Source organism: Chromobacterium sp. S0633 (genome assembly GCF_024158805.1).
Taxonomy (GTDB): Bacteria; Pseudomonadota; Gammaproteobacteria; order Burkholderiales; family Chromobacteriaceae; genus Chromobacterium.
In genome coordinates, this window is sequence record NZ_JAMZGH010000023.1 from 58,217 (window position 1) to 73,236 (window position 15,020).

General features: G+C 64.0%; 16 protein-coding genes. 13 read left to right on the top strand and 3 right to left on the bottom strand.

The window, feature by feature from the left end; all coding sequences use genetic code 11:
* Positions 1-104: 104 nt before the first annotated feature.
* Positions 105-878: a peroxide stress protein YaaA gene (gene yaaA, locus NK214_RS14445; protein WP_107798427.1), complete on the bottom strand. Its 774-nt coding sequence runs from the start codon at positions 876-878 to the stop codon at positions 105-107.
* A 135-nt stretch (positions 879-1,013) separates the two neighbouring features.
* On the opposite strand from yaaA, the gene dtd reads away from it, so the two are divergent.
* A complete protein-coding gene (dtd, locus tag NK214_RS14450) occupies positions 1,014-1,466 on the top strand; it encodes a D-aminoacyl-tRNA deacylase (protein ID WP_253314832.1) in 453 nt (150 codons plus the stop codon).
* A 3-nt stretch (positions 1,467-1,469) separates the two neighbouring features.
* Positions 1,470-2,549: an FUSC family protein gene (locus tag NK214_RS14455; protein WP_253314833.1), complete on the top strand. Its 1,080-nt coding sequence runs from the start codon at positions 1,470-1,472 to the stop codon at positions 2,547-2,549.
* 56 nt (positions 2,550-2,605) lie between these two features.
* On the opposite strand, the gene NK214_RS14460 is transcribed toward NK214_RS14455, so the two are convergent.
* Both NK214_RS14460 and gloB read right to left on the bottom strand, forming a co-directional pair.
* Entirely contained in the window at positions 2,606-4,417 is a 1,812-nt protein-coding gene (locus NK214_RS14460) for a LysM peptidoglycan-binding domain-containing protein (protein ID WP_253314834.1), read from the bottom strand.
* 326 nt (positions 4,418-4,743) lie between these two features.
* Positions 4,744-5,508, bottom strand: coding sequence for a hydroxyacylglutathione hydrolase (gene gloB, locus NK214_RS14465; RefSeq protein ID WP_235087211.1), 765 nt, complete (start codon positions 5,506-5,508; stop codon positions 4,744-4,746).
* Positions 5,509-5,521: 13 nt separating this feature from the next.
* Here gloB and NK214_RS14470 point away from each other — a divergent pair, with 13 nt between their 5' ends.
* The 11 genes from NK214_RS14470 to NK214_RS14520 all read left to right on the top strand — a co-directional run bounded on the left by NK214_RS14470 (position 5,522) and on the right by NK214_RS14520 (position 14,970).
* The gene (locus tag NK214_RS14470) at positions 5,522-6,247 is read left to right on the top strand and encodes a class I SAM-dependent methyltransferase (RefSeq protein WP_107798432.1); all 726 of its coding nucleotides are present in this window, start codon (positions 5,522-5,524) and stop codon (positions 6,245-6,247) included.
* A gap of 46 nt (positions 6,248-6,293) precedes the next feature.
* On the top strand, positions 6,294-6,737 hold the full coding sequence (gene rnhA, locus NK214_RS14475) for a ribonuclease HI (RefSeq protein WP_081550245.1): 444 nt from the start codon (positions 6,294-6,296) through the stop codon (positions 6,735-6,737).
* A gap of 70 nt (positions 6,738-6,807) precedes the next feature.
* On the top strand, positions 6,808-7,527 hold the full coding sequence (gene dnaQ, locus NK214_RS14480; RefSeq protein WP_227104610.1) for a DNA polymerase III subunit epsilon: 720 nt from the start codon (positions 6,808-6,810) through the stop codon (positions 7,525-7,527).
* Positions 7,524-8,207, top strand: a complete 684-nt coding sequence (ispD, locus tag NK214_RS14485) for a 2-C-methyl-D-erythritol 4-phosphate cytidylyltransferase (RefSeq protein WP_107798434.1) — start codon at positions 7,524-7,526, stop codon at positions 8,205-8,207. Before dnaQ ends, ispD begins: the two co-directional genes overlap by 4 nt.
* Before the next feature lies 1 nt (position 8,208).
* On the top strand, positions 8,209-8,685 hold the full coding sequence (gene ispF, locus NK214_RS14490; RefSeq protein WP_107798435.1) for a 2-C-methyl-D-erythritol 2,4-cyclodiphosphate synthase: 477 nt from the start codon (positions 8,209-8,211) through the stop codon (positions 8,683-8,685).
* Positions 8,686-8,791: 106 nt separating this feature from the next.
* Positions 8,792-9,451, top strand: a complete 660-nt coding sequence (rpiA, locus tag NK214_RS14495) for a ribose-5-phosphate isomerase RpiA (protein ID WP_107798436.1) — start codon at positions 8,792-8,794, stop codon at positions 9,449-9,451.
* Positions 9,452-9,564: 113 nt separating this feature from the next.
* The gene (phoU, locus tag NK214_RS14500; RefSeq protein ID WP_107798437.1) at positions 9,565-10,266 is read left to right on the top strand and encodes a phosphate signaling complex protein PhoU; all 702 of its coding nucleotides are present in this window, start codon (positions 9,565-9,567) and stop codon (positions 10,264-10,266) included.
* A 192-nt stretch (positions 10,267-10,458) separates the two neighbouring features.
* A complete protein-coding gene (ppx, locus tag NK214_RS14505) occupies positions 10,459-11,952 on the top strand; it encodes an exopolyphosphatase (RefSeq protein ID WP_256477458.1) in 1,494 nt (497 codons plus the stop codon).
* A 7-nt stretch (positions 11,953-11,959) separates the two neighbouring features.
* Positions 11,960-13,039 carry a magnesium/cobalt transporter CorA gene (gene corA / locus NK214_RS14510; protein ID WP_048412489.1) on the top strand — a complete coding sequence of 360 codons (1,080 nt, stop codon included), beginning with the start codon at positions 11,960-11,962 and terminating at the stop codon, positions 13,037-13,039.
* A 428-nt stretch (positions 13,040-13,467) separates the two neighbouring features.
* Positions 13,468-14,058, top strand: coding sequence for a fimbrial protein (locus tag NK214_RS14515; protein ID WP_253314835.1), 591 nt, complete (start codon positions 13,468-13,470; stop codon positions 14,056-14,058).
* A 180-nt stretch (positions 14,059-14,238) separates the two neighbouring features.
* Positions 14,239-14,970 carry a molecular chaperone gene (locus tag NK214_RS14520; protein WP_253314836.1) on the top strand — a complete coding sequence of 244 codons (732 nt, stop codon included), beginning with the start codon at positions 14,239-14,241 and terminating at the stop codon, positions 14,968-14,970.
* The last annotated feature ends 50 nt before the right edge of the window (positions 14,971-15,020 follow it).

Genomic DNA, 15,020 nt, shown 5'->3' on the forward strand with positions numbered 1-15,020 from the left:
GACAAGGCGTTGAGGCTGAGAAAGCGGAATGTACGGGGGTACATGAGCATTTCGAAGGGGTTTTCAACGCCGTATCGCTGAAGCGCAGCAGACTTTAGAGGTTCTTAGGGCAGGTCGCGGCGGAACACCCAGTTGAGCTCGCTGGAGGCCGCCGCATCGAAGGCGTAGCCGGCGCTGTCGAAGTGCTTGAGCTGCTCCGGCTGGCTGACCTGATGCAGCGCGGCCCAGCGCGCCATCATGCCGCGCGCGCGCTTGGCGTAGAAGCTGATGATTTTGTACTGGCCGTTCTTGCGGTCCTGGAACACCGGGGTGATCAGGCTGCCGTTGAGCTTGGCCGGCTTCACCGCTTTGAAGTATTCCTCCGAGGCCAAGTTCACCAGCACCGGGTCTTTTCTTTGCTCCAGCACCGCGTTCAGCGCGTGGGTGACGGTGTCGCCCCAGAACTCGTACAGGTTTTTGCCGCGCGGGTTGCTCAGGCGGGTGCCCATCTCCAGCCGGTAGGGCTGCATCAGGTCCAGCGGCCGCAGCGCGCCGTAGAGGCCGGACAGGATGCGCAAATGGTTTTGCAGATAGCTCATCTGCCCCGGCTCCAGGCTGGCGGCGTTCAGGCCTTCGTAGACGTCGCCCTTGAAGGCCAGCACCGCCTGTTTGGCGTTGGCCGGGCTGAACGGCGCTTGCCAGTCGTGGTAGCGGCCCACGTTCAATTGAGCCAGCGCGTCGCTGATGCTCATCAGCTTGCCGATTTCCAGCGGGCTCTTGGCGCGCAGCACCTGAATCAGTTCGGCGCTGTGATGCAGAAAGTCCGGCTGGGTGTAGTGATCGGTGGCGGCGGGGGTGTCGAAGTCCAGCGTCTTGGCTGGGGAGATGACCATCAGCATGAGGTGAATCCTTATTGAGCAGCCGTCATTGTACTGGACTGCGCCGGGCTTGGCCCGTCGTCGTGACCGGCGGCGCGCTTGGCTCTAGAATGCAGGCCGGGATTTGAATCTATGATGGTCTGGCAAGGAGAGGACATGCGGGTATTGGTGCAAAGGGCGAGGCAGGCGTCGGTGACGGTGGAAGGGCGCGTGACCGGAGAGATCGGTCCCGGCCTGCTGTTGCTGGTGGGCATTGAGGAGGAAGACGGGGCGGAGGATATCGCCTGGCTGACGCGCAAGCTCAGCCAACTGCGGATCTTCAACGACGAGGCCGGCGTGATGAACCGCTCGGTGCTGGATTGCGGCGGCGAGGTGTTGGCGGTCAGCCAGTTCACCTTGTTCGCCAGCACCAAGAAGGGCAATCGGCCGTCGTATTCGCGCGCGGCGCGGCCGGAGCGCTCCAGCCCCCTGTTCGATCAATTTGTCGCCTCGATGGCGCAGGCCTTGGGCAAGCCGGTGCCCACCGGGGTGTTTGGCGCGGACATGCAGGTGGCGCTGGTCAACGATGGTCCGGTGACGATCTGGCTGGACAGCAAGACGATGGAGTGAGAGATGGAAGGCAGCCGCTGGCGCTCCTGGCGCATTCTGCTGACGCCGTATTATCTGGACCTGTACGCCCGGCAGGCGCATGTGCTGCGGGTGGCCGCGGCGTTTTTGGTGGGTTTGGCCTTGAACCTGCTGTTCGAGATACCGCATGGCAGTTGGATGCTGGTGACCATTCTGATCGTGCTGGGCAGCGTGCCGCACTGGGGCGGGGTGAGGCGCAAGGCCTTGCAGCGCATGGGCGGCTCTTTGCTGGGGGCGGCGGCCGGCCTGGTGGCCATGGCCTTGTATCGCCATTCGCCGCTGTCCTGCTATCTGTGGATGACGGCGCTGGTGATGCTCAGCGCCTGGTTCGCGCTGGGCAAGGGCGAATATCTGGCGCTGCTGGTGGGGCTGACCATGGTGATTGTCGCCGGCCTGGGCAACGAGCCGGTGGAGGCCGCGCTGTGGCGCGGCTTCAATGTGCTGGCCGGTTCCTTGCTGGGCTTGGTGGCCGCGGGCCTGTTTCCTTTGCGGGCGATAGACAGCTGGCGTTTTTTGCTGGCGGACAATTTGCGCGAAGCGGCCACCCTGTACAGCAAGATCGCGCGGCGGCGCGAGGTGGACGCCGGCTTGGCGCTGGAGCGTTTCAACAGCCGCTTGATCCGGATGCGGGCCTTGGTGGCGGCGGTGGTGCAGGAGTCCGGCCTGCCCGCGGCGGGTTTCGACGCCATCCAGCGGCGTCAGCGCGCACTGTGCAGCTTGCTGGACCGGATGGGCGAGGTGGCCCAGAACACGCCGGCCCTGAGCGACGGCGCCGAGCAGCGCCGCGCCATCGTGCGCACGCTGATGCGCGCCGCTCACGGCATGCGCTTCAATCAGCCGGCGATGCTGGCGGAGGTGCTGAGCGAGGCGGTCAGTCCGCTGGCGCTGGACAAGCCCTCGTATTGCCACTGGCTGACCGCGGAGTTCAATCTGGTCGCCGAGCATTTGCGCGAGGATTTGGCGTTGCTGCTGCCCAGCCTGATGCAGGTGCCGCCGCCCAGCCGCGGGGTGCTGCTGATGGTGTGGCACTGGCTGAGCAGCGCCAGCCAGGGGCGCAGCCGTTAGCGGCGGACATGAAAAAAGCCAGGGCTCGCCCTGGCTTTTTCTTGCGGCCCAAGTCCTTACAGGCCCTGGATGCGCACTTTCTGGCCCGGCTGCAGCCGGGTCAACTGGCGGGAATCGTTCCAGCGCTGGATGTCGTTGTGATTGACGCCGAAGCGGCGGGCGATGCTGAACAGGGTGTCGCCGCGCTGCACCACGTATTCCGCCGGCACGCTGCCGGTGGCGCGCTGGTTGATCTGCAGGCCGCTGACTTTCAGCAAGGCGTCTTGCTGAGCCTGGCTGGCGCGGCTGTCCGCCAGCAGGGTCACGCCCTTGTCCAGGGTTTTATTGACGTTGAGCACCTGGCCGACCAGAACGGTGTTGGAATCCAGCTGATTGGCCGTTTTCAAATCGTCCAGACTAAGGTTGAAGCGACGGGCGACGCTGTACAGGGTGTCGCCCGCGGCCACGGTGTAATTGCCGTCGGCGTCGGCCGTGGCCGTTGTCGCGGGCGCTGCCGCCACGAGGACGGTTTTGGCCGGGGCCGGCGGGGCTTCCGGCGCTGCCGCCAGGGCGGGAGCGGGCTGGACGGCGGCCGGCGGCGTCTGAACCTGAGCGACGGGGGTGGCTTGCGGGACGGCTTGGGCCGAGGCGACCATCACCGCCGGCGCGGCGCGCGGCGTTTCCGCCTGCGCCAACAGGGTGGCGCTGTCGCCGCTTTCCGGCAAGGCGGTGTCGGTGGCGTCCAGCGGACGGATGTCGCGCTGATCCTTGCTCATCGCCACCAGCACCGGCTGGCCGGCCTTGAGCGAGCTGCTGCTCAGATTGTTGGCGCTCATCAATTGGCCGGCGCTCATGCCGTGCTCGCTGGCGATCAGGCTGACGTTGGCGTCCGCGGGCGGAGTGTAGACTTCCCAAGTGAGCAGCGGCTTGTCCCACTTGGCCAGATTGGCTTGGAACTTGTCGGCCTTGGCCGCCGGGATCAGCATCTGGCGGCCGTTTTTGTGCGCGTATACCGGCAGGTTGAAGGCCGGGTTCAGTTCTTTGAATTCCCCGATGGACACGCCGGCCAGCTTGGCGGCGATGTCGATATTCATGTGCTTGCCGGTGGAAACCGCGACGAAATAAGGCTTGTTGGGGAATTTGTCCAGGCGCACGCCGAACTTGGCCGGATCGTTGAGGATGTTGCGCACCGCCAGCAACTTGGGCGCGTAGTTGCGCGTTTCGTTGGGCATGCGGATGTTTTCGTACGTCACTTCCTGACCGCTGGCCTGCAGCCGGGCGATGGCGCGGGAGACGTTGCCCTCGCCCCAGTTATAGGCGGCCAAGGCGATATTCCAGTCGCCAAACTGTCCGTACAGGTTTTCCAGATAGTCCAGCGCGGCGCGGGTGGCTTCCATCACGTCGCGGCGGCCGTCGTACCACCAAGTCTGTTCCAGACCGTAGTGGCGGCCGGTGGCCGGCATGAATTGCCACAGGCCGGAGGCGCCGACATGGGATTTCGCGGTGGGAACGAAGGCGCTTTCCACCAGCGGCAGCAGCGCCAGTTCGGTGGGCATGCCGCGGCGCTCCACCTCGTTCATGATGTGAAACAGATATTTTCTACTGCGGTCCAGCGTGCGGCGGAAGTATTCCGGCTTGCTGGCATAAAAGCGTTCCTGGCGGCGCACGATGTCGGCGTTCACTTCTGGCAGTTGGAAGCCTTCGCGCGCGCGCTCCCAGACATTGTCGCCGTTGCGAAGCAGGCTGGAGTTCAGCAGCATCATGTCCAGGCCGGAGGCCAGGCCCTCGTCCACGCCGACGGATTGGCGAAACGCCCCGTCCGCGTGCGCGGCGGAGGCAAATAAAAAAGCAAATGACAGCGAAAGTGCCAACGGGGTGAAGCGATTCATTTGGCGGGCCCGGAATTCTGATTTCGGCTGATGCTAAACAGCCAACATAGGGGTGTCAACCAAAAAACCAAATAACTTCATGTGCTTTGCTGACATATAGGCCATGCAGACTGTCCTGCGCCAGTTATTTTTAACAGTGGCGCTCAGGATTCAGTTCCTTGTCATGGTTTGAGGGGCCGTTCGCGGTAGGCCGCGCGTAGGCGATACGGCCTTGAAAACCGTTTTGAAATACGAATGGACCGCGACGCGCCTTCCGTTTTTCCCGTCGTTTTCCCTGCCGTTTTCGCCGTGTTTCGCCTTGGCTCGCAAGATTGTGAACAAATCCCTCAGAAGCGATTTTTCCACTCGCGCAGCGCGGAAAAGACCTCGACAACATCATTAAGCGGCTGGCCGCTCCAGTGCGCGGCGGACTGACGCACCGCCGGTTCATGCGCGCGCAGAAAGGGATTGCTGGCGCGTTCCAGGCTGATGGTGGAGGGCAGGGTGGGCAGGTTCTGCTCGCGCAGCTTCAGGTCTCGGCTCATGCGGATGGCCAGCACCGGGTTGCCCGGCTCCACCGTCAGCGCGAAGCGCAGATTGGCCAAGGTGTATTCATGGGCCGGATAGACCTTGGTGGCGTCCGGCAGCGCGGCCAGCTTGGCCAGCGAATCGTGCATTTGCCGCGGCGTGCCTTCGAACAGCCGGCCACAGCCGGCGCCGAACAGGGTGTCGCCGCAAAACAGCGCGTCGTCGATCACATAGGCCAGGTGGTTCAGCGTGTGGCCCGGAACTTCCAGCACCGCGGCCGCGCCGAAGGAGAGCTCGACGCGGGCGCCGTCCATCACCGGGCGGGAGACCGAGGCGATGTCGGCCGGGCCGTAGACGGCGGCGTCCGGCCAGCGCGCGGACAGCTCGGCCACGCCGCCGATGTGGTCGGCGTGGTGATGGGTGATCAGGATGGCTTCCAGTTGCAGTCCTTCCCGTTCCAGGAAGGCGGCCACCGGCGCGGCTTCGCCCGGGTCGACCACGACAGCGCGGCCGCTGTGATGCAAAACCCAGATATAATTGTCACTGAAGGCCCCTACCGGGCTGACGGTGTATTTGGCTGGCATAAGGCTTCTCTCGATGAAGAATTCGTTTAGCGACTGGCTGAGCTCCAGCGAATTGGGCTGTTATCTGCTGGAGCGCGAGCAGGCTTATTTCGACCGCGCCGTCGCCGACGTGTTCGGCTTTCATGCGGTGCAGCTGGGTTTGCCGGAAGTCGATTTCCTGCGCGCCAACCGCATTCCCTGGCAGTGCCGCGTTTCGGACTCCGGACCGGCGCAGATTCTGTGCGCTCCGGAGCAACTGCCGTTCGAAAGCCGCAGCCTGGACCTGCTGGTGATGCCGCATGTGCTGGATTTTACCACCGTGCCGCATCAGGTACTGCGCGAAGCCGAGCGCGTGCTGATGCCGGAGGGCCGCCTGATCCTCACCGGCTTCAATCCGGTGTCGCTGTGGGGCGTGCGCCGACTGGTCCAAGGGCGCGAGAACGCGCCGTGGAGCGGCAACTTCCTGTCGCTGGTGCGCATCAAGGACTGGCTGACCCTGCTGGAGCTGGAGCCCGCGAGCGGAGGCTTCATGGGCTACGCGCCGCCGTTCTCCCGCTGCGACTGGGTGCAGCGTTTCCGCTTCATGGAGCGGGCCGGGGACCGCTGGTGGCCGCTGGCCGCCGGCGTGTACGGCATCGAGGCGATCAAGCGCCAGCGCGGCATGCGCTTGATCCTGCCCAATTGGAAGCAGGGCAAGGCCAAGGCCGGCCTGGCGGTGGCCGCCGGCAACGAGCGCCATCACAGCCACCGGGAACCATGAAACAACACAGCAAGCGGGGCGCGAGCCCCGGCAATGACGAGACAGCATGACGACTGAAGACAAGGTAGAGATGTATACCGACGGCGCCTGCAAGGGCAATCCGGGACCGGGCGGCTGGGGCGCTTTGCTGCGCTTCAAGGGCAAGGAAAAGGAAGTGTGCGGCGGCGAGGCCAACACCACCAATAACCGCATGGAGTTGCTGGCGGTGATCAAGGGCCTGGCCACCTTGAACCGGCCGTGTCAGGTGGTGGTGTACACCGACTCCCAATACGTGCAAAAAGGCATTTCCGAATGGATCCACGGCTGGAAGGCGCGCGGCTGGAAGACCGCGGCCAAGGAGCCGGTGAAGAACGCCGATCTGTGGCAGCAACTGGACGCCGAGCGCAACCGCCATCTGCATGTGGAGTGGCGCTGGGTCAAAGGCCACGCCGGCCATGAGTTCAACGAAAGGGCCGATCAGCTGGCCAACCGCGGCGTAGAGCTGGCCTGAGCCGGCCGCGCCCGCCCTTCTTCTGGAGTCAGAGCGACGCCGCCGCCGGCGGCCGTCGCCAGGATAGCGCATGAGACAAATCATTCTCGATACCGAAACCACCGGTCTCGAACACGCCCAAGGCCATCGCATCATCGAATTCGCCGGCCTGGAAATGATCAACCGCAAGCTGACCGGCAAGCATCTGCATCTTTACATCCACCCGGAGCGAGACATCGATCCGGACGCCCAGCGCGTGCACGGCATCTCGCTGGAGTTCCTGGAAGGCAAGCCCAAGTTCCGCGAGGTGGCCGAGGAAATGGCCGACTTCCTGCGCGACGCGGAACTGATCATCCACAATGCGCCGTTTGACGTCGGCTTCCTCAACGCCGAATTCGAAAGAGTGGGCCTGCCGTCGATCAAGAACCTGTGCGCCAATGTGATTGACACCCTGCGCGAGGCGCGCGACCAGTTCCCCGGCAAGCGCAACAGCCTGGACGCCTTGTGCGACCGCTTCGAGATCGATCGCTCCAACCGCACCTTGCACGGCGCGCTGGTGGACTGCGAGCTGCTGTCCGAAGTCTATCTGTGGATGACCCGCGGCCAGGAAAGCCTGGTGATGGACATCGACGTCGATCTGCCCGGCGGCCAGCATGGCGCGATGGATTTCGAGCGCAAGCCGCTGATCGTCAAGCGCGCCAACGAGCGGGAGCTGGCCGATCATCAAAGTTATTTGAACGATCTGGACAAGTCGGTGAAGGGCAGCTGCCTGTGGCGAAGCCTGGAGACGCCGGCCGGAGAGGGCGCGTGAGCCGCTATCTGGCCTTGGTGCCGGCCGCCGGCCACGGCAGCCGCTTCGGCGCGCCCAGCCCCAAGCAATACCTGCAATTGAACGGCAGGCCGCTGATGTGGCACACGCTGCAGGCGCTGGCCGCGGTGCCCGCCGTGGAGACGGTGGCGGTGGTGATCTCTCCTTGCGACGAGTGGTTCGACGATTTCGACTGGGACATCCCCAAGCTGCAAGTGCTGCGCGCGGGCGGCGTCAGCCGCGCCGAGAGCGTGCGCAACGGCCTGGAGGCGCTGGACTGCGCCGACGACGACTGGGTGCTGGTGCACGACGCCGCGCGCTGCTGTCTGACTGCGGACGCGGTGGAGCGGCTGCTGGCCGAGGTGGGCGACGATCCTGTGGGCGGCCTGCTGGCCCTGCCGGTGCCGGACACCGTCAAGCGCGCCGACGCCGAACAGCGCGTGGCGGTCACCGTTTCCCGCGCCGGCCTGTGGCTGGCGCAAACTCCGCAGATGTTCCGCCGCGGCAAATTGCGGGAAGCGCTGCAAGGCGGGGATCTGGCGGATGTGACCGACGAAGCCTCCGCCATTGAGCGCTGCGGCGGCAAGCCGCGGCTGGTGGAGGGCGACGCCCAGAATTTCAAAGTGACTTATCCGCGCGATCTGGCCTTGGCGCGCGCGGTGCTGGCGGCAAGAAAGGATTGATATGTTTCGAGTTGGACAGGGCTACGACGTGCATCAGATGGTGGCCGGCCGGCCGTTGATCCTGGGCGGCGTGCGCATTCCGCACGATAAGGGCCTGTTGGGCCACTCCGACGCCGACGCCTTGCTGCACGCGATTACCGACGCCTTGCTGGGCGCGGCGGCGCTGGGCGACATCGGCCGCCATTTTCCGGACACCGATCCCGAATTCAAAGGCGCGGACAGCCGCGCGCTGCTGCGCGAAGCGGCCAAGCGCGTGCGCGCCGCCGGCTGGCGTCCGGTGAACGTGGACAGCACGCTGATCGCGCAGCAGCCCAAGCTGGCTCCGTACATCGACGCGATGCGCGCGGCCATCGCCGAAGACCTGGGCCTGGAGATCGGCGCGGTCAACGTCAAGGGCAAGACCAATGAAAAGCTCGGCTATCTGGGCCGCTGCGAGGCGATAGAGGCGCAAGCCGCCTGCCTGCTGATGCCCGTGTAAAACCGCGCCGAGATTCGCCGTTCGAGATTGATGACAGGTGTCCGGCGGCCCGCCCCGTGCCATAATCCGCCCGGCGCAATACCATCCCAACACAGGAGGCATTACCATGTTGACTCAGGACCAACTGAAGCTTGCCGTGGCCAAGAAGGCCATCGAATTCGTGCCGGACGACAGCATCGTCGGCGTCGGCACCGGCAGCACCGTCAATCTGTTCATTGAAGAGCTGGCCGCCATCAAGGGCCGCATCCGCGGCGCGGTGTCCAGCTCGGACGCCTCCACCGCCCGCCTCAAGGCCCACCACATCCCGGTGTTCGACCTGAACGAAGTGGACGCGCTGCCGGTGTACATCGACGGCGCCGATGAAATCAACCACCACCTGCACATGATCAAGGGCGGCGGCGCCGCGCTGACCCGCGAGAAAATCGTCGCCAGCGTGGCCGATCAATTCATCTGCATCGCCGACGAAAGCAAATACGTCGCCATGCTGGGCGGCTTCCCGCTGCCCATCGAGGTCATTCCGATGGCGCGCAGCTATGTGGCGCGCGAACTGGTCAAGCTGGGCGGCCACCCGGAACTGCGCCAGGGCGTGAGCACCGACAACGGCAACGTGATCCTGGACGTGCACGGCTTGAAGATTCAGAAGCCGGTGGAACTGGAAGAAATCATCAACCACCTGGCCGGCGTGGTCACCTGCGGCCTGTTCGCGCGCCGTCGCGCCGACGTGCTGGTGTTGGGGCGGCAAAGCGGCGTGGAAGAAATCCGTTAAGGGCCGTCCGCCTTCGAGCGGGCCGCCCGCAGGCGGGCAGATGAATTGTCACATCGGCGTCATCTGCCCGCATTAACATAGCGTTTTTTGACTGGTTTTGGTTTGGGGCAGACATGGCAGAGCATATTTCCAAACAGTTCGATATGGAGCTGGAAACCATCCGCACCCGCGTCCTGCAGATGGGCGGACTGGTGGAGCAGCAGATTTTGTCCGCGGTGGAAGCCCTGCTGGCCGGCGATATTGACAAGCTGGACAAGGTGATCGCCGAGGATGCGCTGGTCAATGCGATGGAAGTCACCATCGACGACGACTGCCTGCACATCATCGCCCGCCGCCAGCCGGCGGCCAGCGACTTGCGCATCGTGTTCACCGTGATCAAGGTGATCACCGATCTGGAGCGCATCGGCGACGAAGCCAAGAAGATTGCGCGCATGGGCAAGACCATCTACCAGTCCGAACGCTATCAGGTGCCGCGCTTCCGCGAGATCGAGAAAATGGCGGACGCGGCGCTGGGCATGCTGCGCCGCGCGCTGGACGCCTTCGCCCGCCTGGACACCAGCGCCGCGCTGGAACTGGCCGAAGCCGACCAGGAGCTGGACGAAGACTTCGCCGCCGAACTGCGTCAGCTGATCACCTTCATGATGGAAGACCCGCGCACCATCAGCATGTCCATCGACACCTTGTTCATCTCCAAGGCGATAGAGCGCATCGGCGATCACGCCACCAATATTTCCGAATACGTGGTTTACCTGGTCAAGGGCAAGGACATCCGCCACACCACGCTGGAAACCAAGAAGCGCGAAACCCTGGGCTGAGCCGGCCCGCGCCGGCCACGGCGACTTGACATGACGGTTTGCCTAAAATGGCGGTAACATTCGGTGTTACCGCCATTGTTGCGTCCGGCGTCCGTGCCAGTCCCCCGGCGATCCAACCTGATGATGAATCCCCCCGTTTCCGCCGGCGCCGCCGCGCGGGCGCGGGCCTTGATAAAGAGAGAAGGGGTGTCTTTGACACTGACCACGCCCCCAAACAACGTGCTCGCCACCATCGATATGGGCTCCAACAGCTTCCGCCTGCAAGTGTCGCGGGTGGTGGACGACCAGCTGTACGCGCTGGACGTGATGAAGGAGACCGTGCGCCTGGGCGCGGGCCTGACCGCCGACAAACAACTGGACCAGGAAACCCAGGACAAGGCCCTGGCCTGTCTCGCCCGCTTTGGCGAGCGCCTGCGCGGCTTCACCCCGGCGCAAGTGCGCGCGGTGGGCACCAACACCCTGCGCGTGGCCAAGAACGCGGCGGACTTCATCGCCAAGGCCGAGCCCTTGCTGGGCTTTCCCATCGAGGTGATCGCCGGCCGCGAAGAGGCGCGGCTGATCTATCTGGGCGCCGCCCATTCGCTGCCGGACACCAAGGAACGGCGCATGGTGGTGGACATCGGCGGCGGCTCCACCGAGTTCATCATCGGCAGCCATTACAAAGCCCTGGTCACCGAAAGCCTGCCCTTGGGCTGCGTCAGCTACACATTGCGCTATTTCGGCGACGGCAAGCTGACCCAGGCCAATTTCCGGGACGCCATCCTGGCCGCGCGCAACGAGATTCAGCGCATCGCCCACCAATACCAGCGCGAAGAATGGCAGCTGGCGGTGGGCACCTCCGGCACCGCGCGTTCCCTGCGCGACGTGCTGGAAATCAACGACTGGAGCACGGCCGACATCACCTTGTCCGGCATGGAAAAGCTCAAGGCGCTGCTGATCCGCCAGGGCGGCATCGCCGCCATCGACGTCAACGGCCTCAAGGCCGACCGCGCGCCGGTGCTGGCCGGTGGCCTCGCCATCATGATCGCGGTGTTCCAGGAACTGGCCATCGACAAGATGACGGTGGCCGAAGGCGCTTTGCGCGACGGCGTGCTATACGATCTATTGGGCCGCCAGCGTGAAAAGGACATGCGCGATACCACCGTCACCCAGTTCAAGCGCCGCTACCATGTGGACACCGCCCAGGCCGAGCGCGTCACCGCGCTGGCCGAGCGCCTGTACCGGATGGTGGCCGGCGAGGACGTGGACCAGGCCATGCTCAAGCGCCTGCTGTGGGCGGCCAAGCTGCACGAGATCGGGCTGACCATCTCGCACACCGCCTATCACAAGCACTCTTCCTACATCCTGCAGCACGCCGACATGCCCGGCTTCTCCAAGCGCGAACAGGCCACGCTGGCCGCCATCGTGCTGGGCCACCGCGGCGACATGGGCAAGATGCGGCAATACATGGAAGACTCCAGCCTGTGGCAGGCGGTGGTGTCGCTGCGGCTGGCGGTCTTGTTCCACCGCAGCCGCAACAGCATCGCGCTGCCGGAAATGCTGGACCTGCGCCAGCACGCCACCGGCTTCGCGCTGACGCTGAACAAGGTCTGGCTGAAAGGCAGCCCGCTGACGGCGAGCGGCTTCAAGCAGGAGATCGGCCAGTGGAAGAACGTCGGCTTCGTGCTCGACATCGTGCAAGTGTGATCCGCCCATGCGCCACGCCACGCTGAAAAAACGCATTCCCACGCTGGGCGAGGCGCCCGGTACCCTGCTGTCGGTGGGCGAGGCGAAATTGCCGGAGGCCTCGATCTCGCTGTTCGAATACGGCCCGGAGCAATTGCAGGAAACCGTGTTCCAGACCGTGGCCGAGGGCCTGGCCCACCAGCCCGGCGGCGGCGTCTTGTGGCTCAACGTCTACGGCCTGCACCAGCCCGAGGTGATGCGCGCCATCGGCCAGCGCTTCGGCCTGCATTCCCTGGTGCTGGAAGACATCATGAACGCGCGCCAGCGGCCCAAGGTGGAGGACTACGGCGATTATTTGTTCGTCGCCAGCCGGGTGTTCGACTACCACCAGCACAGTGAAAACGGCGCCGGGCGCTTGTTGTCCGATCAGATCTATCTGGTCATCGGCCGCCGTTTCGTGCTGAGCTTTCAGGAGCGGCCCACCGGCGTGTTCGAGGAGGTGCGGGAACGGCTGCGCCGCGGACGCGGCTTGCTGCGCCACAAGGACGCCGATTACCTGGGCTATTCCTTGCTGGACGCGATGATAGACGACTACTTCGGCGTGCTCACCGAGTTCAACGAAAAAGTGGAGCGCATGGACACCATGCTGCTGCGCGGACGCGATCAGGGCGTTTTGCTGCAGATCCAGAGGCTGAAGCGCGATTGCCTGAAGCTGCGCCGCGCGCTGATGCCGATGCGGGAAATGCTGATTTCGCTGAACCGCGGCGAGCATGGCTTTTTCAAGCCGGAGACCTTGGTCTATCTGCGCGACGCTTACGATCACACCATGCATGTGATCGAATCGCTGGAGATGTCGCGCGAGATGGTGGGCGACATGCTGGACCTCTACCTGTCCACCCAGTCCCATCGGCTCAACCTGCAAATGCGGGTGCTCACCGTCTTGACCATGATCTTCATGCCGCTGACGCTGATCGCCGGCATCTACGGCATGAACTTTGAATACATGCCGGAGCTGAAATGGCATTACGGCTATCACCTGGTGCTGGTGGCGATGCTGGGCATCGCCGGCGGGCTGGGGTGGTTGTTCTGGAAGCGGCGCTGGCTCTGAGAAGCGGTCCCGCCTAGGCCGGACCAGCCCAGCGTGTTCCCTGAGAAACGGCAGACGCCTGTACGGCGGCTGCCGTTTTTTTCCGCCCGCGCGTTGAGCGCTTGAAAAGCGCGGCGAGTCCTCTTTCGGCCCAGCTTGCCTTGGGCTTTTCTCCTTCCCCTGAGGGGGATTTATTTTTATATGGAGTTTCCCAATAAAAATCCATTAATTTCGCATATTAATATTATGCGATTTTAAGATGATTACCTCATGGTTAGCGTTTAATATAACCATATGACAATAAAATAGGATAAATCCTATATTTCATAAGTATTTGAAAACCTAAAATCCTCTTCAGATTGTTTGACAATCTTGGCATTGGCGTGTTTTCGCCATTCGAACGTCGCAGGCTTTGGTCTGCGGCTTTTTCAATCTGAGGGAGGTTTTGCATGAAATTGTTAAACAGCAAGCAAGGGAAATTCGTTGTGGCGGCGCTGGCCGCCTTTGCCGTCAGTCCGGTCTTTGCCGATACCCTTTCCGGCCAGATCGACTTTACCGGTCGAGTGATTTCCGATTCTTGCCGGCTCAGCTCACCCAATGGCGACGCCAACAGCATCAAGGTGGACATGGGCACGGTGTCGGTGGAGGACATCGGCACGCTGGCCAATCCCAAGTTCACCGGCGCCGGCAGCCGGCAGGTGAACTTCAACATCATTTGCAAAACCGCCAGCAAAGTGACGATGAAGCTGGCCGGCGCGGCGCCGGAAGTGATGAGCGGCAACAACATCCTGCGCGTCAACAACGGCACCTCGTCTCCGGGCTTTGCCCGGGGCGTCGGCATTGCGGTGTTCGACAGCGCCGCGGTGGCCAACCCCTCCGCTTACAACCTGACCAGCGGCGTTCTCTTGCAGGAGGACCAGCCGGGTCAGCCCGATGATATCCGTCGCGTCAGCTTCGCCGCCGCCTATGTCGGCTCCGGCGGGGCCATGTCGCCGGGCATCGCCAACGCCAGCCTGCCGTTTACCCTGAGCTACGACTAAAGCGCCGGCGCGGCGTCGTCAGGCGTCCGCGCCATGCCCGCGGCGCGGGACTGGCCGCGCCGCGGGCTCTCCTGAACAGGCTCTGCCAGGATGACGGCGCGCCGTCCTCCCTTTCCTCATCGCGTTCCCGGCCGCGTCAGCCGCCTTGGGACCATTGTTGGATATCTCGTGGCCTCACTCATGAAAATCATTCTGTTCCTCTCCCTGGCCTTGCTCATCAGTCCGGTTTGGGCCGGCATCGCGCTTAACGGCACCCGCGTCATCTTTGACGGCAATGACAAGGAGGCCTCCATCATCGTCAGCAATCTGGGCGAGGAGATCCTGGTCCAGTCCTGGCTGGAGTCGGCGGAAGGTCAGCCGGACGAACTGCCGTTCGCGGTGACGCCTCCGCTGGCGCGCTTGCTGCTTAAACAGCAGCAGTTGCTGCGGGTGTTGTACGAGGGCGCCGGTGCGGCGCCCGACCGGGAGTCGGTATTTTGGCTGAACGTGCAGGAAATCCCCCAGGCGGCGCGCGGAGACAATGTGCTGCAACTGGCGGTGCGCCAGCGCGTCAAGGTGTTCTTCCGGCCTCAGGGGCTGGGCAGCGACGCCGCCTTGCAAGCGCCGGAAGGCTTGCGCTGGAGCCTGCTCCAGGCCGACGGCAGGCCGGCCTTGCGCGTGGACAACCCCAGCCGCTATCACGTGACGGTGGTGGATTTGACGTTCAAGGCCGGCGCTGGAGCGCAGGAGCTGGCGAGCGCTTATATGGTGGTGCCGGGCGGCAGCGGGCAATGGCCGCTGAAACCGTCCGCCGCCGGCAGCGCGCAACTGCGCTACGGCATCATCAACGACTTCGGCGGGCTCGTGGAGTACGAGGTCGCGCTCGAAGCCGGCCGGGAAGGCCGCCCTCAGCAGCGCCCCCAGGAACCTTGACCATGTCGCTTCCATCTTCCTCAGCCATCTGCCGGATCCCCTCCGTATAA